This window comes from Sinorhizobium terangae (assembly GCF_009601505.1).
In the GTDB taxonomy this organism is placed as follows: domain Bacteria; phylum Pseudomonadota; class Alphaproteobacteria; order Rhizobiales; family Rhizobiaceae; genus Sinorhizobium; species Sinorhizobium terangae.
This window is the reverse complement of record NZ_WITC01000127.1, coordinates 1-14,777: the sequence shown is the minus strand read 5'-3', so window position 1 is coordinate 14,777 and position 14,777 is coordinate 1. Positions and strand designations below refer to the sequence as shown.

Sequence of the window (14,777 nt, the reverse complement as noted above, 5' to 3'; positions counted from 1 at the left end):
GACGGGCGCAGTAGTCCTTGGAGTTTTTTCGAAGGTACCAAGAAAAAGCCCCGGTAGGGGAACCCGGGGCTCCGAGGTCTTTCGCCCATTGGGAGGGGCCAGGCGTGGGCGAAATGCGGGAGGAAAATTTCCCGTCTGATTTGAGTTTGCCACCGGAGCACCGCATCTCAAAGTAGCGAAAATTAGCCACGCCTTGCGGAGGCATTCTTCGACGCGCCCGGGAGATCCCAACCGCCTGGGCTATAGCTACTCCTATGCCTGTCAAAAGGTGTCCAGTAGCGCCGCGGCCGCGGCGCGGAGGACCTTCACGTTCGATCGCCCTCGCCTGTCACAAGCACGGGAATGACGATCACCGCAAGGGAACTCAGCTGGCAGCGGAGGTCCGCTCAAGAGCGCTCCAATCGAACGCGCGCGCCCAGTCGGCAAAGCTGTGCCAGTGAACCTCCGGAAACTCCCGGCGCAATGCCGCGACATCGGCGTCGTAGCCGACGCGGTCGAACCATTCGAACATACGCGCCGCATCCTCGTTTTGCTGGCGAGCCACATCGATCGGGATTTCTTGGTAGTTGATGGTGCGACCAATCGCTTGCGAGAGGATTTTCGCCTGTTCCTCGCCGGACAGTTCGTCCCCGGCAACATCAAAGCGCGTGCCGAACACATGCTCGCGCCGCTCGACAAGGGCGGCAACGAAGGCGCCGATATCCGCAAGGGCCACAAGCTGCAGGAAGCGACGGGCGGGCATTGCGAAGGCGTAGGTGCCCTGGCGCAGTGCATCGATCGACCACGGAGCGACGATATTCTCCATGAAGGCGACCGGCGCGCTGATCGTGTAAGGGATGCCGAGCCCGGCGACATGCTTCTCGACGAGATACTTGCTTTCGAAGTGGGGAATGCCCGTCTTCTTGTCGGCATCGGCCACGGAAGAATAGATCAGGTGCCCGACGCCGGCGGCCTTCGCCGCATCGGCGGCAATGATCCCCTGGCGGGTCTCGTCCTCCGTGCCCGCCTCATAGCTGTTGCCCATCAGGTACATGGCGTCGACGTGGCTTGCGGCCTTTTGAATGGAGGCCGCGTCACCGAGATCGCCGGCCACGACATCCGCACCCGCCGACGCCAGTTGCCGCGCGGCATCGCTGTCCGGCTTGCGGGTCAACGCCTTGACGCGGTGTCCTCTGGTGAGCAGTGCATGCGCGACGGCGCCTCCCTGCTGGCCGGTGGCGCCGGTGACGAGAACGTTTCGCTTGGTGGTCATGTGTCCGCTCCTTTGTTTTCAATAAGAGCAAAGCTAGGGCCTGCCGCATTGGTCCATAATGGCCTATAATTGGAAAACTTTGTCCCACAGCAGGATACAATGCTCGATCTCAACGATATCGTGGTGTTCGCTCGCGTCGTCGAAGCCGGCAGTTTTACCGCTGCGGCACGCCAGCTCCGCATGCCCAAGACGACCGTCAGCCGCCGCATTGCCGCGCTCGAGCGTGAGGTCGGTGTCCGCTTGCTCCAGCGTACGACGCGCAGCCTCAACATGACCGACGCCGGGCGTCTCTATTATGAGCAGAGCAGCCAGGCGCTCAGGACGATCGAGGAAGCGAATCTACGCCTCGCGGAAGCGAGGGCGGAGCCGTCAGGCACAATTCGCATTTCCGCTCCTGTCGGCTTCGGCGGCCATTTCCTTACCCGCGCAGTGGTCGACTTTCTTGCAATGTATCCGAAAACCAAGGTCGAACTGCGCCTGACCGACGAAAGTCTCAACCTGGTCGAAAACGGAATCGATCTCGCTTTCCGCACCGGCATCCTTGCAGACTCTACCCTGATCGCCCGCAAGCTGGGATCCACGCACAGGCTCCTGTGCGCCAGCCCGGACTATGTCGCGCACTCAGGGGTTCCCGACGGACCGGCGGACCTCACCCGCCACGAGTGCGTCATCGCAGGCCCCTCCGCTGCCAGCGCGCACTGGATGCTGGACGGGCCGCACGGCCAGGAAGCGGTCACCGTGGCAGGACGCTTCGCCGCCAATGAAATGCAGGCGGTCGTTGCCGCCGCGATCGCCGGCTACGGCATCGCCCAGGTGCCCCAAAGGATGGCCGAGGGGCTTATCAACGACGGGCGGTTGCGTCGCGTTCTTCACGATTACACGACGCCGGCCGGTGGCCTCTATGTCCTGTACCCGAGCAGCCGGCACCTTTCGCCGCTGGTCAAGGCGTTCATTGAGCTTGCAGCGGAGCGATGGTCCGCCGCCGGAACCGGCGAGACCGACAAGGGCGTGGCCGTGTTGGCCTGAGGCGCCCGAAAGGATGCAATCGTGCTGTCGCGGGCGCGAGCGCCGGCCGGACCGAGAGGTCGCCGGCACAAGGTATGCGTGTCCGCTTTTGCTCGACCGGAGCGCGCAGACGTTGTATATTCATGCCGGCTCCACGCGACGGGGATGTCATCATGGCCTTGGAGGATGAGAAGTCCAGCCTGTTGATCGGCAAGGTCGGCGGATTGATCTTTGTCGTGATCGGTTTCCTGCTGGCTGCGTCAGGCTACCGCTATGGGGCGGCAGGATACATGGCCGCGGGCGTCGTTTTCATCGCGATAGGCATCATGCTGCTGATGGGCAAGGTCCTCGGTCGCAATCAACACAAATAGACCTACGGCGCCGCGCGTCTTTTCAGGCGCGCAAAGGTCGCCGTAGCACTTTGAATGACTACATGTTTTTAGATCGGATCCGATTTGAGGATTAGGCTGCCAGCCGGCAGTCTGGGCAATGTTCCGGCAGGTGAGTGAAGCTTGGCGGCGGCGTAACTACGGGCGTCGCATGCCGTCCGATCTTCGTTTGGTAATCATCGCGAGGGGGGAATGTCATGTTCGACTGCTCGGCGGCAACGACGGCTCCACCCGACCACATTGGATGCCTCTGCCACAGGCCCGAAATCCGATACATTGCCGAGCGCGTCAAGCTTGGCTTTTCCCGGCGCACTTTCATGACCGGAGTGGCAGCAATGGTGACCGGTGTCGGCCTGGGAACAACCGCGTCGGCGCAGTTGCAGTCGCCTCCCCCTGCGCCGGCTCGACCGATCCTCTTCACCAACATCCGCCTCTTCGATGGTACCTCCCCGACCCTTCGCGAGGGTGTAAAGGTGCTCGTCGAAGGCAACAGGATCAAATCGGTGGAGGATGGCGGCGCGCCCGCGGAAGCGCTGACGATAGACGGCGCCGGCGGCGTGTTGATGCCGGGGCTGATCGACGCCCACACGCATCTCGCCTTCTCGACGATTCCCCTGGCGGTGGCGCTGACCGCCGATCCCAGTTATCTGGCGTTGCGCTCCGCGCGCGCTGCCGGCGACTTCCTGATGCAGGGCTTCACCACCGCACGGGATGTCGGTGGGCCCGTGTTCGCGCTGAAGCGGGCGATCGACGATGGCGCGATCGTCGGTCCCCGCATCTGGCCGGCCGGTGCGATGATCTCGCAAACGTCCGGCCACGGAGACTTTCGCACCGTTCACGATCTGCCCCGCGAAGATGGCGACCGGCTGCATTTTTCCGAGCGCAGCGGCGCGGCTGCCATCGCCGATGGGGTCGACGAGGTGCTGCGGCGAACGCGCGAGCAACTTTTCCAGGGTGCGAGCCAAATAAAGGTGATGGCGGGCGGCGGCGTCACCTCCGACCATGATCCGCTCGACTCCACGCAATATACCGAAGCAGAGCTCCGCGCCGCGGTCGAGGCGGCGGCGGGGTGGAACACGTACGTGACGGTGCACGCCTACACGCCAAAAGCCATCCGCCTGGCGATCGCGGCGGGTGTCAAATGCATCGAGCACGGGCATCTTGCCGACGAGGACTCCGCCAGGCTGATGGCGGAGAAGAGCATCTGGTGGAGCCTTCAGCCGTTTCTGGATGACGAGGACGCGGCACCATTTCCGGAGGGGTCGCCGCAACGCTTTTCCCAGATGCAGGTCATCAGCGGCACGGACACAGCTTTCGAGCTTGCGAAGAAGCACGGGGTCAAGACGGCTTTCGGCACCGACACGTTATTTTCGGAAAGGATCGCGGCCCGCCAGGGAGCGCAGCTCGCCAAGCTCATCCGGTGGCATGCGCCGGCTGAAGTACTCAAGATGGCGACTGCGGACAATGCGGAACTGCTTGCCCTCTCGGGGCCGCGGAGCCCCTATACCGGCAAGCTCGGCGTCATCGAAGCGGACGCGCTCGCCGATCTGCTGCTGGTCGGTGGCGACCCGCTGGCCGACATCTCACTGATCGCCGACCGAAACAATCTGAAGGTCATCATGAAGGACGGTCGGATCTACAAGAATACCCTTTGATCGATGCGCCATTGGCTCATGGCATCGATAAGCGCATGTGCCTCTTCGAGATCAGCCAAGGGACTTATGCTGCGGATCTCCAGCGATTTCTCCTCCCGGGCAGGCATTTCCCTCGAACTTCTTTGACCGAGAGCATATTCAAATGGAGTCTCCGCTGATAGATGGGTGATCGATCGGAGCAATCATGCTGAAGCACCTGCGTAGTAGAAAGAGCATTTGGGTGGCGCTTGTCGCCGCATGCATGCTCGTTCTGCAGGCTGCAAGCGGGCTTGCGGCCGGCACCAAGCCGCTCGGGCTGGATACGTTCGGAAACCCGCTCTGCATTTCAGATGCGAACCACGGGACGCATGACCCGGCGCCATCGACCGATCACTCGAAAAAGCCGGACTGTTGCACGCTCGCTTGCGGGATGTTCGCGCATCCTGCGATCCCGGGGAGACAGCTCTACGTTCTCGATGCGCCGTCTGCGCCGCCCGTCAATCTCCCTGTAGCAAGGGATGGTCCCGAACTTCGCCAATGGCTGAAAGAGTTTCAAGGAAGCCCAAGGGCGCCTCCGCGCAAGGCGTGAAAATATCTACGCCACGCTGATTTCGCGAACGTTTAGTCGCGCCAGCGCATCCAATCCAATATGAAGCCGAGAAACCGCGCCTGGCATTCGCAGGCGGAAGACACCCGGCATTCTGTCAGGCCCTCGTGCCATTTTGATCACCGCCGGGCCGAACCGCCGGCGACATGGAGACGAAATATGTTGAAGACGTTCATTGCGACCGCAGCCATTCTGGCGCTTGGAACCGGCGCCGCGCTGGCGCATGTCAGCCTGCAGGTCAAGGAGGCGCCCGTCGGCTCGACCTACAAGGCGATCCTGCAGGTGCCGCACGGCTGCGAGGGCAAGCCGACGACGACCGTCCGGGTGCAGATCCCCGAAGGCGTCATTGCGGTCAAGCCGCAGCCGAAGGCCGGCTGGACCATCGAGAAGGTCAAGGGCACTTACGCGAAGTCCTATGACTACTACGGCACGCCGACCAGCGAAGGCGTGAAGGAGTTGATCTGGAGCGGCGGAAGCCTCGCCGACGACGAGTACGACGAATTCGCGCTGCGCGTCTTCCTGACGCCCGACCTCAAGGCCGGCGAGACGCTGTATTTCCCGGTCGTGCAGGAGTGCGCCGGCGGCCTCGCCGAGCGCTGGATCGAGATTCCGGCTGCCGGCCAGTCGTCCGACGACCTCGAATTGCCGGCGCCGGGCCTGAAACTGCTCGAAAAAGTCTCTGGACATTGAGCGCTGAATATTGAGCCAATAAGCTGGCGCTTCGGCGCCGGCTCCTTCGACGTCTGGGTTACCCGGTGTACACGCTCGCGGCCATGAAATTCCCGCCCGGTCTTGGCCGGGCAACGATCGCTGTTCTCGCCTGGCTGTTTCTGGCGACGGCGGCGCTCGCCCATGCGTCGTTGACAGCGACCGAGCCGCGGGATGGCGCAGTCGTTCCGGCTGCGCCCGCAAGGCTTGCGCTGTCGTTCAGCGAGCCGGTGTCGCCTCTGGCATTGAAACTGGTCAAGCCGGATGGCTCCGCAGTCGCACTCGAGCGGTTTACCCTCCGGGACCGCACGGTGGAAATCGAGGTACCGCCTGACCTCTCCGCAGGCACGCACGTTTTGTCTTGGCGCGTCGTCTCCGAAGACGGGCATCCGGTCGGCGGCTCGATCGTCTTTTCGATAAGGTCGCCAAGCAGGTCCACTTACGCCGGCGAAGTGATCGACTGGCCGGTGCGCGCCGCACTTTGGCTGGGCCGGGTGGCGCTCTATGCGGGTCTGTTCTTCGGCATCGGCGGCGTCTTCGCCTTGAGCTGGTTGCTGCAAGGCGCGCGAGCCGGGCTGCGCTTCATAACGGCCATGCTTGGCATCGGGCTGGGAGGGACAGGTTTATCCGCCGGGCTTCAGGGGCTGGATGCGCTCGGCATGCCGCTTTCCGCGCTGGCCGAACCATCGGTTTGGTCGACCGGACTCGGAACAAGCTTCGGCAGGACTGTTGTCGTGATGATCGCCGCGCTCGCCCTTGCAGGCGTCGCGCTGCTCTCGCGCCGGCGGCAGGTCGCGCGCTGGACCTCGCTCCTGGCGCTGTTGACGGGTTCGGCTGCCCTCTCCCTCAGCGGCCATGCCAGCGCCGCCGAACCGCAATGGCTGATGCGCCCGAGCGTCTTCCTGCATGCGATCGCGATCACGCTCTGGGTCGGTGCCCTGGTGCCTATCGCAAGGCTGTTCCAGACCGGCCGTGCGCATGCCCTCAAGGCCCTGCATCGCTTCTCCGTTTTCATTCCCTTCTCCATCGCCCTTCTCGTGGCGGCGGGCATCGTGCTCCTGGTCGTGCAGGTGGGCCAGCCGTCGGCCCTTCTCGACACGGCCTATGGCAATGTATTCCTGGTCAAGCTCGCTCTCCTCCTCATTCTTTTTGCTCTGGCGGCAATCAATCGATGGGTGCTGACCGGCCGCGTGGAAGCCGGCGATCAAGGCGCCACACGGTATCTCGTACGCTCGATCGCAGCGGAGGCGCTTGTGGTGCTGATGATTTTCGGCGTGGCGGCTTCCTGGCGTTTCACGCCGCCACCGCGCGCGCTGGTGTCGGTCGCAGCGGAGCCCGCCTCGGTCCACATTCACGGTGAGAAGGCGATGGCGGAAATAACGATCACACCCGGAAGACCGGGACCGGTCGAAGCCTCCGCCCTCGTCATGGCCGGCGATTTCTCCGCGCTGGACCCGAAGGAAGTCACTTTCGTCTTCTCCAACCCGTCCGCCGGTGTCGCCGAGATCAAACGCAAGGCGAGCAAGGCGACGGACGGAACCTGGCGCACGTCCGACCTCCTGCTGCCCCTCCCCGGCCTTTGGAAAATCAGGCTCGATATACTGATCAGCGACTTTGAGATCACCCGGATCGAGGGAGAGATCCAGATCGGGCCGTAGCGCATGCGGCCGATATTGGACCCACTTCCGCACCTTGCCGGTATCGGCACAAAGGGCGCGTCTCGACCGCATCGGTCATCGGAGGCAGTCGTGGTGATTGCCCGGATTGCGCGCCATTGCAGCCGCTCCGTTGTTTGTTAAAGCGAGCGTACCTCCTCATTATCGCGCGCCTTCAGGTATCCGAATCGGGGAAGCCCACGCTCAAGACTATGTGGCGGCATCGTCGATCCGATCACAAAGGCGGAAGCCGCCAAGCCCCAAGAGCCTTTGCAATTTGACATCCCCGGCGCGTTAGGCTCAACCTGCACGCTCTCGCAGGGGGACGCTAACGTGGAAGAGGCATTCCATTTCGGGCCGTTCTCGGTAGTGCCCGTCAGGCGCTGCCTGTCGCGGAACGGGCGCGTGGTTCCGCCGGGAAGCCGCGCCCTGGATATCCTCCTGTTTCTTATCTCCCATCCCGGCGAGTTGAAGACCAACGCGGAGATTGTGAGGCAAGTCTGGCCCGACACTTTTGTGGATGAGGCCAATCTCCGCGTGCACGTCTCCGCGCTAAGGAAAGCATTAGGGGACACGCAACGCGAGCCGCGCTTCATCGCAAACATACCCGGCCGCGGGTACACCTTCATCGCCCCGGTGGAGCACCACGGTCCAAGGGCCGCTTCTTCCCTACCGCCTCACAAGCTTCAGCGCGAGCGTCCGGAATCCCAAATCTTCGGACGCGACTACTCTCTCGCGACAATCACCGACCAGCTCGGCAAGGGACGCCTGGTGACCGTCGCGGGCCCCGGAGGAATGGCGAAGTCCACCGTCGCCAGAGCGGTGGTCTCGAGAGTCGCGGGCGAAGGCGAGGTCCTCTCGATCGACCTGTCGGAACTGGAGCTATCCGGGTCTCGGATACGCGGAGCGTAAGCACAACGCTTATCGTTTTGTGAGAGCGTGAGGCAGATGCTCGCACCACCGAATTGCGCTTCGCTTCGATTGGTCCGGAAAACAGATCAGTGGAGCCGTGAAAGGCTGCGACCTCTGAGGAACGCGAATTCTCGACCCTAAACGATGATTCCCTCAGTGAGCAGAACCACCAGTCTTGACTCCGGATCGGATATTCAGGAGCTCTAATTCGTTGCCGGAAAGCGAACGTCTACTGCAGTGGTAACGCTCGATCACACCACATCCTTGCCGTCCCACGTGCTGTCAGCGCAGCCTAGGGCGGAACATTGCAACGGCTGACTAGTCGGATAACTTGCCATGGAAGCCGGCTGTCTCACGAAGCACCCGTTGGGCCGATTGCAGATCCAATGTCGCGAATCCCTCGGTAAACTTGCCGTAGAGTGGCGCAAGCAGGTGATGAGCGTCGCCAAACCGCTTCTGCACGACCCATAGTCGGCCTAGGCTTGTCGCCGCGCGCAACTCCCATAAGTCAGCGTTTTGCCCTCGCGCTATCTCGACCGCGTGCCGGAGTCGTGCTTCCGCCTCGGCACGATCAAACGCGGGCAGCTTAAGCATCAGCTCGCCCGTCAGCCGATGCAATTCCGCCTCGAACCACCGCTCGCCCGTTTCGCGCGCTCGATCCAGCGCGTCGGTCAGCAAATCCAAGGCCCGCTGTGCTCCCCCGGCATGGGTCTCGACGCGCGCGAGCAAGCTCAAAAAGAATGGAACCAGGAATCTCGCTCTAGTCATCTGCCACGACGCCAAGCCCTCTCGAACCTGGGTGATGGCCGCCGGCAATTCACCCGTCTCTGCTAGCGTCCAGCCTCGAACGATCGTGCCTGCACCCAGGAAGTGCGGAGAGCCCTGCGCTCTTGCGAGCGTGATCAGTGAATCCGCCCGATCTCGCGCTTCTCGCCAGTCGCCGCGAAGCTGTGACAGGATGCAGCCGTAAAGCAGGGCGTAACCGAGGGTGTTGCGGTGGGAAAGTTCCCTTGCGTCCGCCAATGCCTCGTTGCTCCTGGCCTCAGCCTGCTCGGGATAACCGAGAGCGAAGAGGGTCCAGGAGAGGACCGATAGTCCCGCCACCCGAGGATCCTGGGCGAACAGGTACGCAAGAGAGCGGTGTTGCTGCGGGTCATAAAGGGCGAGCGACCGTTCCAGATATTTACGGGCAGTCGCAATCTCGCCGCGAAGGAAGGCATCGGTTCCGGCGATGCGGTTACCGACAGTCTCCCCGGACGCCTCCCGTTCTTCCTGCGCGCGCTTGAGCAGTTCCTCTCCCGCCTTCCTTCCCGCCTCCAGCTCGGCGCGCACGACGTGGAAGACCCACTCCCCGTAGAGGACAGGGAAGAGCCTGCCTTTATCCCCGATCCGCTCGCATAATTCGCGTGCTCGCGCGTTGGCCCGGCCGACCTCTGGCGCTGCCCAACCCTTGGCTGTCATCAGGGCGACGCTGAGAGCGACTTGTAGTTCGAGTTCCTGCCGCCATCGCGCGGCATCATCAGGCAGTCCTTCAAGCAGTTCCAGCCCTCTTGTCAGATGTGTAATCGCTTCGGTGGTTGCGGAGCGCGCAATCTCTGCTTGCCCGGCCCTGAGCCAGTAATTGACTGCAGGTTCCAGCCGCCCGGCCTCCGCATAGTGCTGGGCCAGAAGCTCGGGCTGCGTCTGGACAGTTTCGGGGAAACGTTGCTCGATTGCTGTGGCTATCGCCGCGTGCAACCGTTGTCGTTTCGTGCGCACAAGGGTCGCGTAGGCAGCGTCGCGTACGAGTGCGTGCTTGAAGCTGTAGGTCACCTGCGGCGAAGTCCCGTGGCGGAACACCAATCCTGAAGCAATGAGGTCGTCCAGTGCTTCCTCTACCTCGCTCGTCTGCAACGGCGCGGCGGTCACGAGCAGCTCATGCGAGAATTCTCGACCGATTGCGGCCGCCACCTGCGCTAACTCCCTGGCGGGCGCAAGTCGGTCGAGCCGAGCCAATAACGATTCCTGAAGCGTAGCTGGAATTGCGATCGCCGACACGGGACTCGCGAGAGCGTAGTGATCGCCCTCGTCTTTAAGCAAGTTGGTCTCCAGTATCGCGCGCGTGAGCTCCTCGACGAAGAGCGGCACGCCGTCTGTCTGTCCGACGATCTGGTTGAGCACTTCGTCAGGCAGAGACCTGCCGCCGGTCAGGCTCTCGACCATATCTGCGCCTTGCCGACGGCTCAAACGACTAAGCGTCAATGCCGTAACGTGCGGATAGTGCATCCACAGTGGGAGAAACTCGGAGCGGAATGTGATGAGCACCAGCACGGGCGAGTCCTGCACGCGATCAACAACGAGATCTAATAGCTCCAGCGAGGTTGGATCTGCCCAATGCACGTCCTCATATACTGCCAGGACGGGCCGACGCGCCGCGAGCCCGATGAGCTGATCAACGAGTACCTCCAGCGTCCGCTTCTTCTGCCGGTGCGGGCTCAACTCCAACGGCAGATAGCGATCGTCCGCTGGAACAGACAGCAACGCCGCGAGCAACGGGGCCGCTTCGGCGACGTCTTCGGTCGATTGCGTGAGCAGCGCTTCGAGCTTGCTCAGTTTCACTGCGGGGGGATCCTCCGCGGCGAAGCCAGCTGCCCGCTCCAGAAGGCGGATAACCGGATGAAGCGGACTGGTCTGATGATAGGGCGAGCAGTAGTGACTTACAGTCGTATGGGGCTCGCCTTCGAGACGCCGACGCAGGGCACGAACAAGGCGCGACTTGCCGATGCCGGGCTCGCCCGCTAGCAACACCACACGGCCTTCGCTTTCTTTGACCGCTTCCCAGCGCTTAAGCAGGAGTCCTATCTCGTGCTCGCGACCGACGAGCGGAGTCAAGCTCGCCCCGTGCAGGGCTTCGAAACGGCTTTCCGCAGAGCTTTCACCGAGCACGCGCCAAGCGGGTACGGACGCAGGAAAGCCCTTCATTGGTTGGGAGCCGAGCTCGGCGAGATCGAACAGGCCGCCGATCAGCTGCCGGGTGGTGGATGACACCACCACCGTTCCCGGCTCGGCGACACTTTGCAGTCGTGCCGCTAAATTGGGCGTCTCGCCGATTACCGTCTCCTCACGCGCTGCACCTTCGCCAATCAGTTCGCCGACAACCACCAAGCCGGTCGCGATGCCGACGCGGGCTTGCAGTGTCTCCCCATGCGGTGGTTGCAGGTTTCCCACTGCGTCAATGGCGGCAAGCCCCGCTCGCACCGCTCGTTCGGCCTCATCCTCGTGAGCACGCGGGTAGCCAAAGTAAGCGAGCACGCCATCGCCCATGTACTTGGCAACGTGGCCCTCGAAGCGCGCTATAGCACTCGCCACCGCACCCTGATAGGCCCGCAGCAGTTCGCTCATTTCTTCTGGATCGAGTCGTGAGGAAAGCCTGGTCGAGTCGACAAGGTCGACGAACATCACGGTGAGCTGGCGGCGCTCCGGCTCCGGTAGGGTTACAGGTGTTCCGCCAACCCCGGCTGAGCCGCTCGGTTGTTGAGCGACCTCTCGCAGTGCGGCGATGGCAGCAAGCAGTTTACGACGGTGCCCGACTGAAGCGACGCCAAGCCCAATCAGGTCCTCGGCCGTAAGATCTCCTAGGACTTCAGGATCGATGTCGTTTTGGCGGAACGTTTCTTCGTACTGTCCCAGCCCTTGATCGCGCAGCCAGGCACCGACGTCCATGGCTCCTCCTCCGTCTACTCGGAGTGCAAGGTTCTTCAGCATACTCCAGAAGTCCTTAGGCCGCACGACCCGAGCAAAGAGGACCGCACGGCCTGCGTCGTTCGTCGGCTGGCTGAAATGACCATCTGTGAGTCCGATGGTCGCGCGTCTATGGAGGACGCGGCTGGTCCAAGGTGACGTTCTGGCATGGGACGCGGCCACCGGTGGATCAAGGCGTACGGTCGGACTTCATCAATAGGATGCACCGAAAGGTCGATTCGGGCGGTAGCAGTGAAGGTCCGGTTTCAGGCGGCGCCGGGAACGTCTGCTCACGGCGCAACGTGTTCGTTCTGGCAGACGAGCCGAACGGCACCTTGCCTGAAGGTTTTTCGATGCGGGCCGCAGCGCGACGTTTGCCGCTGGCGTTGGGCGGCCCGCGTTGACAAACCTTGGAAGGAGGAAGCCGCGGAGGCTGGGTGGGACCTATGGGGAAAGCGCGGGGCCGCGGGCGTCTGTTGTGGACTTCGGCGCTGCCGACAGACGCAAAGGCGCCGACCCGAGGGTGTGGGAGGCGATGATCGGAAGCAGATCTGGCGGTCTCGTTGGTGCCGATTTCGACGCTTTTGCGATGCTCAGTGTTATTGGGCGCAAAGCGATCCGATCCCGGAATGCAGAGTGTTTTCGGGTCGGCTTTGGCCAATGTGACGGGCACCTTGTCATGCGGCCTGCTTTCTCGGTGGCGCCCGGGCTCTGGGTTTCTGACCGCGTCGGAAGATCTCGATGATGCGCATCGGGCCACCGCACTCGGGGCATGGCTGTCTCAGAGTGAGCGGGATCGTCTCAGCGCTTGGCGGATCATTGTGTTTGGCCGTTTCCGCTCCGAGCAGAGCGCGGATCTTTGCGACCTTGGTCTTGCGGCCCGCACTGGCGAGCAGGCCGTAATGGCGGATGCGGTGGAAACCGTCGGGCAGCACATGGAGCAGGAAGCGGCGGATGAACTCGTCGGTGGCCAGCCGCATCACCTTCTGACGGTCGCCGGTCTTGATCCGGTAGTCCTTCCAGCGGAAGGTGACGGTCTCGGCATCGGCGCTGATCAGACGGCTGTTGGAGATCGCCACCCGGTGGGTATAGCGGCTGAGATAGGCGAGCACCGCTTCGGGACCGCCGAACGGCGGCTTGGCATAGACGACCCATTCTGATTTGCGCACAGCCAGGCGGCGAACGCGTCAGCCTCTGCGAGAGCTGTCAGATCAGCGTAGAACCTCAGATCGCCGGCGCAATGCAGTGCCCGCAGCCCTGCGATAAACAACCGCCGGAACAGTCGCGACAGAACCCGCACCGGCAGGAAGAACCCGGGGCGGCATGAGATCCACCGCGTGCCATCCGGCGACAGCCCGCCGCCGGGCACGATGATGTGCACATGCGGGTGATGGATCAGCGCCGATCCCCAGGTGTGTAGCACGCTGGTCATGCCGATGTGCGCGCCAAGCTGCCGGGGATCGGCGGCGATAGTGCTCAGCGTCTCGGCCGATACCCGAAACAGCAGGTCGTAGACAGCTTTCTTGTTCCAGTAAGCGATCTGCGCGATCTCGGCCGGCAGGGTGAAGACCACGTGGAAATACTCGACCGACAGCAGGTCTTCGGCGCGGGCGGCCATCCAGTCGCGCGCCGCGGGGCCCTGGCACTTCGGACAGTGCCGGTTCTTGCAGGAATTATAGGCGATGTGGTTATGCCCGCACTTGGTGCAAGCCGCCACATGCCCGCCGAGCGCCTCGGTTCGGCAGGCTTCGATCGCCGCCATGACCTTGAGCTGGGTCAGGCTGACATGCCCGGCATTGGCTCGCCGCCACGCAGGCCCATAGGCTCGGAAGATGTCAGCGATCTCCAGCTTTTGCCGGGGCACCCCGGCGCGCGCTTCATTCCAGCCGACGCCTCAGGGTGAGATCCTCCAACTGCTTCAGGCGCTCGAACGGGCTGATGGTGTCGCGGATCAACTTGGTGGCGACGTGGGTGTAGCGGGCGGTGCTGCTCAGCTTGGCATGGCCGAGCAGAACCTGGATCACCCGCACGTCGGTGTTCGCCTCCAGCAGATGCGTGGCGAAGCTGTGGCGCAGGGTATGCAGCGTTGCGGGCTTGGCGATGCCCGCCATGTGCTTGGCCGCGGTGAAGGCCCGGTTGAGCTGGCGCGGCGAGATCGGATTGATCTTCGGCTTGCCGGGAAACAACCATCCCCGCGGACGCGCCTCCCGCCAGTAATCGCGCAGCAGATCCAGCAAGCCCGGCGATAGCATGGCCTTGCGATCCTTGCCGCCCTTGCCTTCTTCGACGTGGATCAGCATGCGCTCGCTGTCGATGTCAGTGACCTTGAGGTGGCACACCTCCGACGCCCGCAGCCCGGCGCCATAGCTGATGCTGAGCGCCGCCCGATACTTCAGCCCGGGCCCGGGAGCCGCGGCCAGCAGGTCGGCGACCTCCTCGACGCTCAAGACGACCGGCAGCTTCTGCGGTTTGCGTTGGAACTGCATGTACCGCTTCATCTCCTCGCGCCCGCAGGTGATCCCGAAAAAGAACCTGAGCGCGATGATCCGGACATTGAATGTCGAGGGCGTCACCCCGGCATTGGTCATGTGTAGCTGGTAGGCCCGCAACTCCTCCGGCGTCGCCGTGTCGGGTGAGCGCCCCAGAAAGGCCGCGAAATCCTTGATCGCCCGGATGTGGCCTTGCTGCGCCTTGTCGCCCATCCCGCGGATGCGCATGTCCTCGATCATCCGCTCACGCAGCGCGGTGGTCTTCTCCTCTGTCATCGGACCCTCCTGTCCATCAGATTGAGAAGTCTCAATCGTCAGGCCAGGAACCCGAGACACAAAGAACCGACGTCGATCAGGAAACGCACCGCCAGCCACAAGCGCCATTGCCGCGCGAGCGGCTTAGTCC

Annotated in this window: 10 protein-coding genes and 1 pseudogene; 7 read left to right on the top strand and 4 right to left on the bottom strand. The window is 63.1% G+C overall.

Features of this window, described 5'->3' with window-relative positions:
- Nucleotides 1-364: 364 nt before the first annotated feature.
- Nucleotides 365-1,252, bottom strand: a complete 888-nt coding sequence (locus GHK62_RS30680) for an NmrA/HSCARG family protein (protein ID WP_153442729.1) — start codon at nucleotides 1,250-1,252, stop codon at nucleotides 365-367.
- A 99-nt stretch (nucleotides 1,253-1,351) separates the two neighbouring features.
- On the opposite strand from GHK62_RS30680, the gene GHK62_RS30675 reads away from it, so the two are divergent.
- The 7 genes from GHK62_RS30675 to GHK62_RS30645 all read left to right on the top strand — a co-directional run bounded on the left by GHK62_RS30675 (nucleotide 1,352) and on the right by GHK62_RS30645 (nucleotide 8,162).
- Nucleotides 1,352-2,278 (top strand): LysR family transcriptional regulator, encoded by a 927-nt coding sequence (locus GHK62_RS30675; protein ID WP_153442728.1) that lies wholly within the window; start codon nucleotides 1,352-1,354, stop codon nucleotides 2,276-2,278.
- A gap of 152 nt (nucleotides 2,279-2,430) precedes the next feature.
- Nucleotides 2,431-2,628 (top strand): hypothetical protein, encoded by a 198-nt coding sequence (locus GHK62_RS30670; RefSeq protein ID WP_153442726.1) that lies wholly within the window; start codon nucleotides 2,431-2,433, stop codon nucleotides 2,626-2,628.
- 215 nt (nucleotides 2,629-2,843) lie between these two features.
- Nucleotides 2,844-4,301, top strand: coding sequence for a metal-dependent hydrolase family protein (locus tag GHK62_RS30665; RefSeq protein WP_153442724.1), 1,458 nt, complete (start codon nucleotides 2,844-2,846; stop codon nucleotides 4,299-4,301).
- 184 nt (nucleotides 4,302-4,485) lie between these two features.
- Nucleotides 4,486-4,869: a DUF2946 family protein gene (locus GHK62_RS33910; RefSeq protein WP_184109010.1), complete on the top strand. Its 384-nt coding sequence runs from the start codon at nucleotides 4,486-4,488 to the stop codon at nucleotides 4,867-4,869.
- Nucleotides 4,870-5,046: 177 nt separating this feature from the next.
- Nucleotides 5,047-5,577, top strand: coding sequence for a YcnI family copper-binding membrane protein (locus GHK62_RS30655; RefSeq protein ID WP_153442722.1), 531 nt, complete (start codon nucleotides 5,047-5,049; stop codon nucleotides 5,575-5,577).
- 65 nt (nucleotides 5,578-5,642) lie between these two features.
- Nucleotides 5,643-7,253 (top strand): copper resistance CopC/CopD family protein, encoded by a 1,611-nt coding sequence (locus GHK62_RS30650; RefSeq protein WP_283061267.1) that lies wholly within the window; start codon nucleotides 5,643-5,645, stop codon nucleotides 7,251-7,253.
- 330 nt (nucleotides 7,254-7,583) lie between these two features.
- Entirely contained in the window at nucleotides 7,584-8,162 is a 579-nt protein-coding gene (locus tag GHK62_RS30645; RefSeq protein WP_184109012.1) for a winged helix-turn-helix domain-containing protein, read from the top strand.
- 318 nt (nucleotides 8,163-8,480) lie between these two features.
- On the opposite strand, the gene GHK62_RS30640 is transcribed toward GHK62_RS30645, so the two are convergent.
- The 3 genes and pseudogenes from GHK62_RS30640 to GHK62_RS30630 all read right to left on the bottom strand — a co-directional run bounded on the left by GHK62_RS30640 (nucleotide 8,481) and on the right by GHK62_RS30630 (nucleotide 14,647).
- Entirely contained in the window at nucleotides 8,481-11,864 is a 3,384-nt protein-coding gene (locus GHK62_RS30640; protein WP_167528407.1) for an AAA family ATPase, read from the bottom strand.
- A 695-nt stretch (nucleotides 11,865-12,559) separates the two neighbouring features.
- Nucleotides 12,560-13,746 (bottom strand): annotated as a pseudogene (locus GHK62_RS30635) (IS91 family transposase).
- 13 nt (nucleotides 13,747-13,759) lie between these two features.
- Nucleotides 13,760-14,647, bottom strand: coding sequence for a tyrosine-type recombinase/integrase (locus GHK62_RS30630; RefSeq protein ID WP_153437046.1), 888 nt, complete (start codon nucleotides 14,645-14,647; stop codon nucleotides 13,760-13,762).
- Nucleotides 14,648-14,777 lie beyond the last annotated feature (130 nt).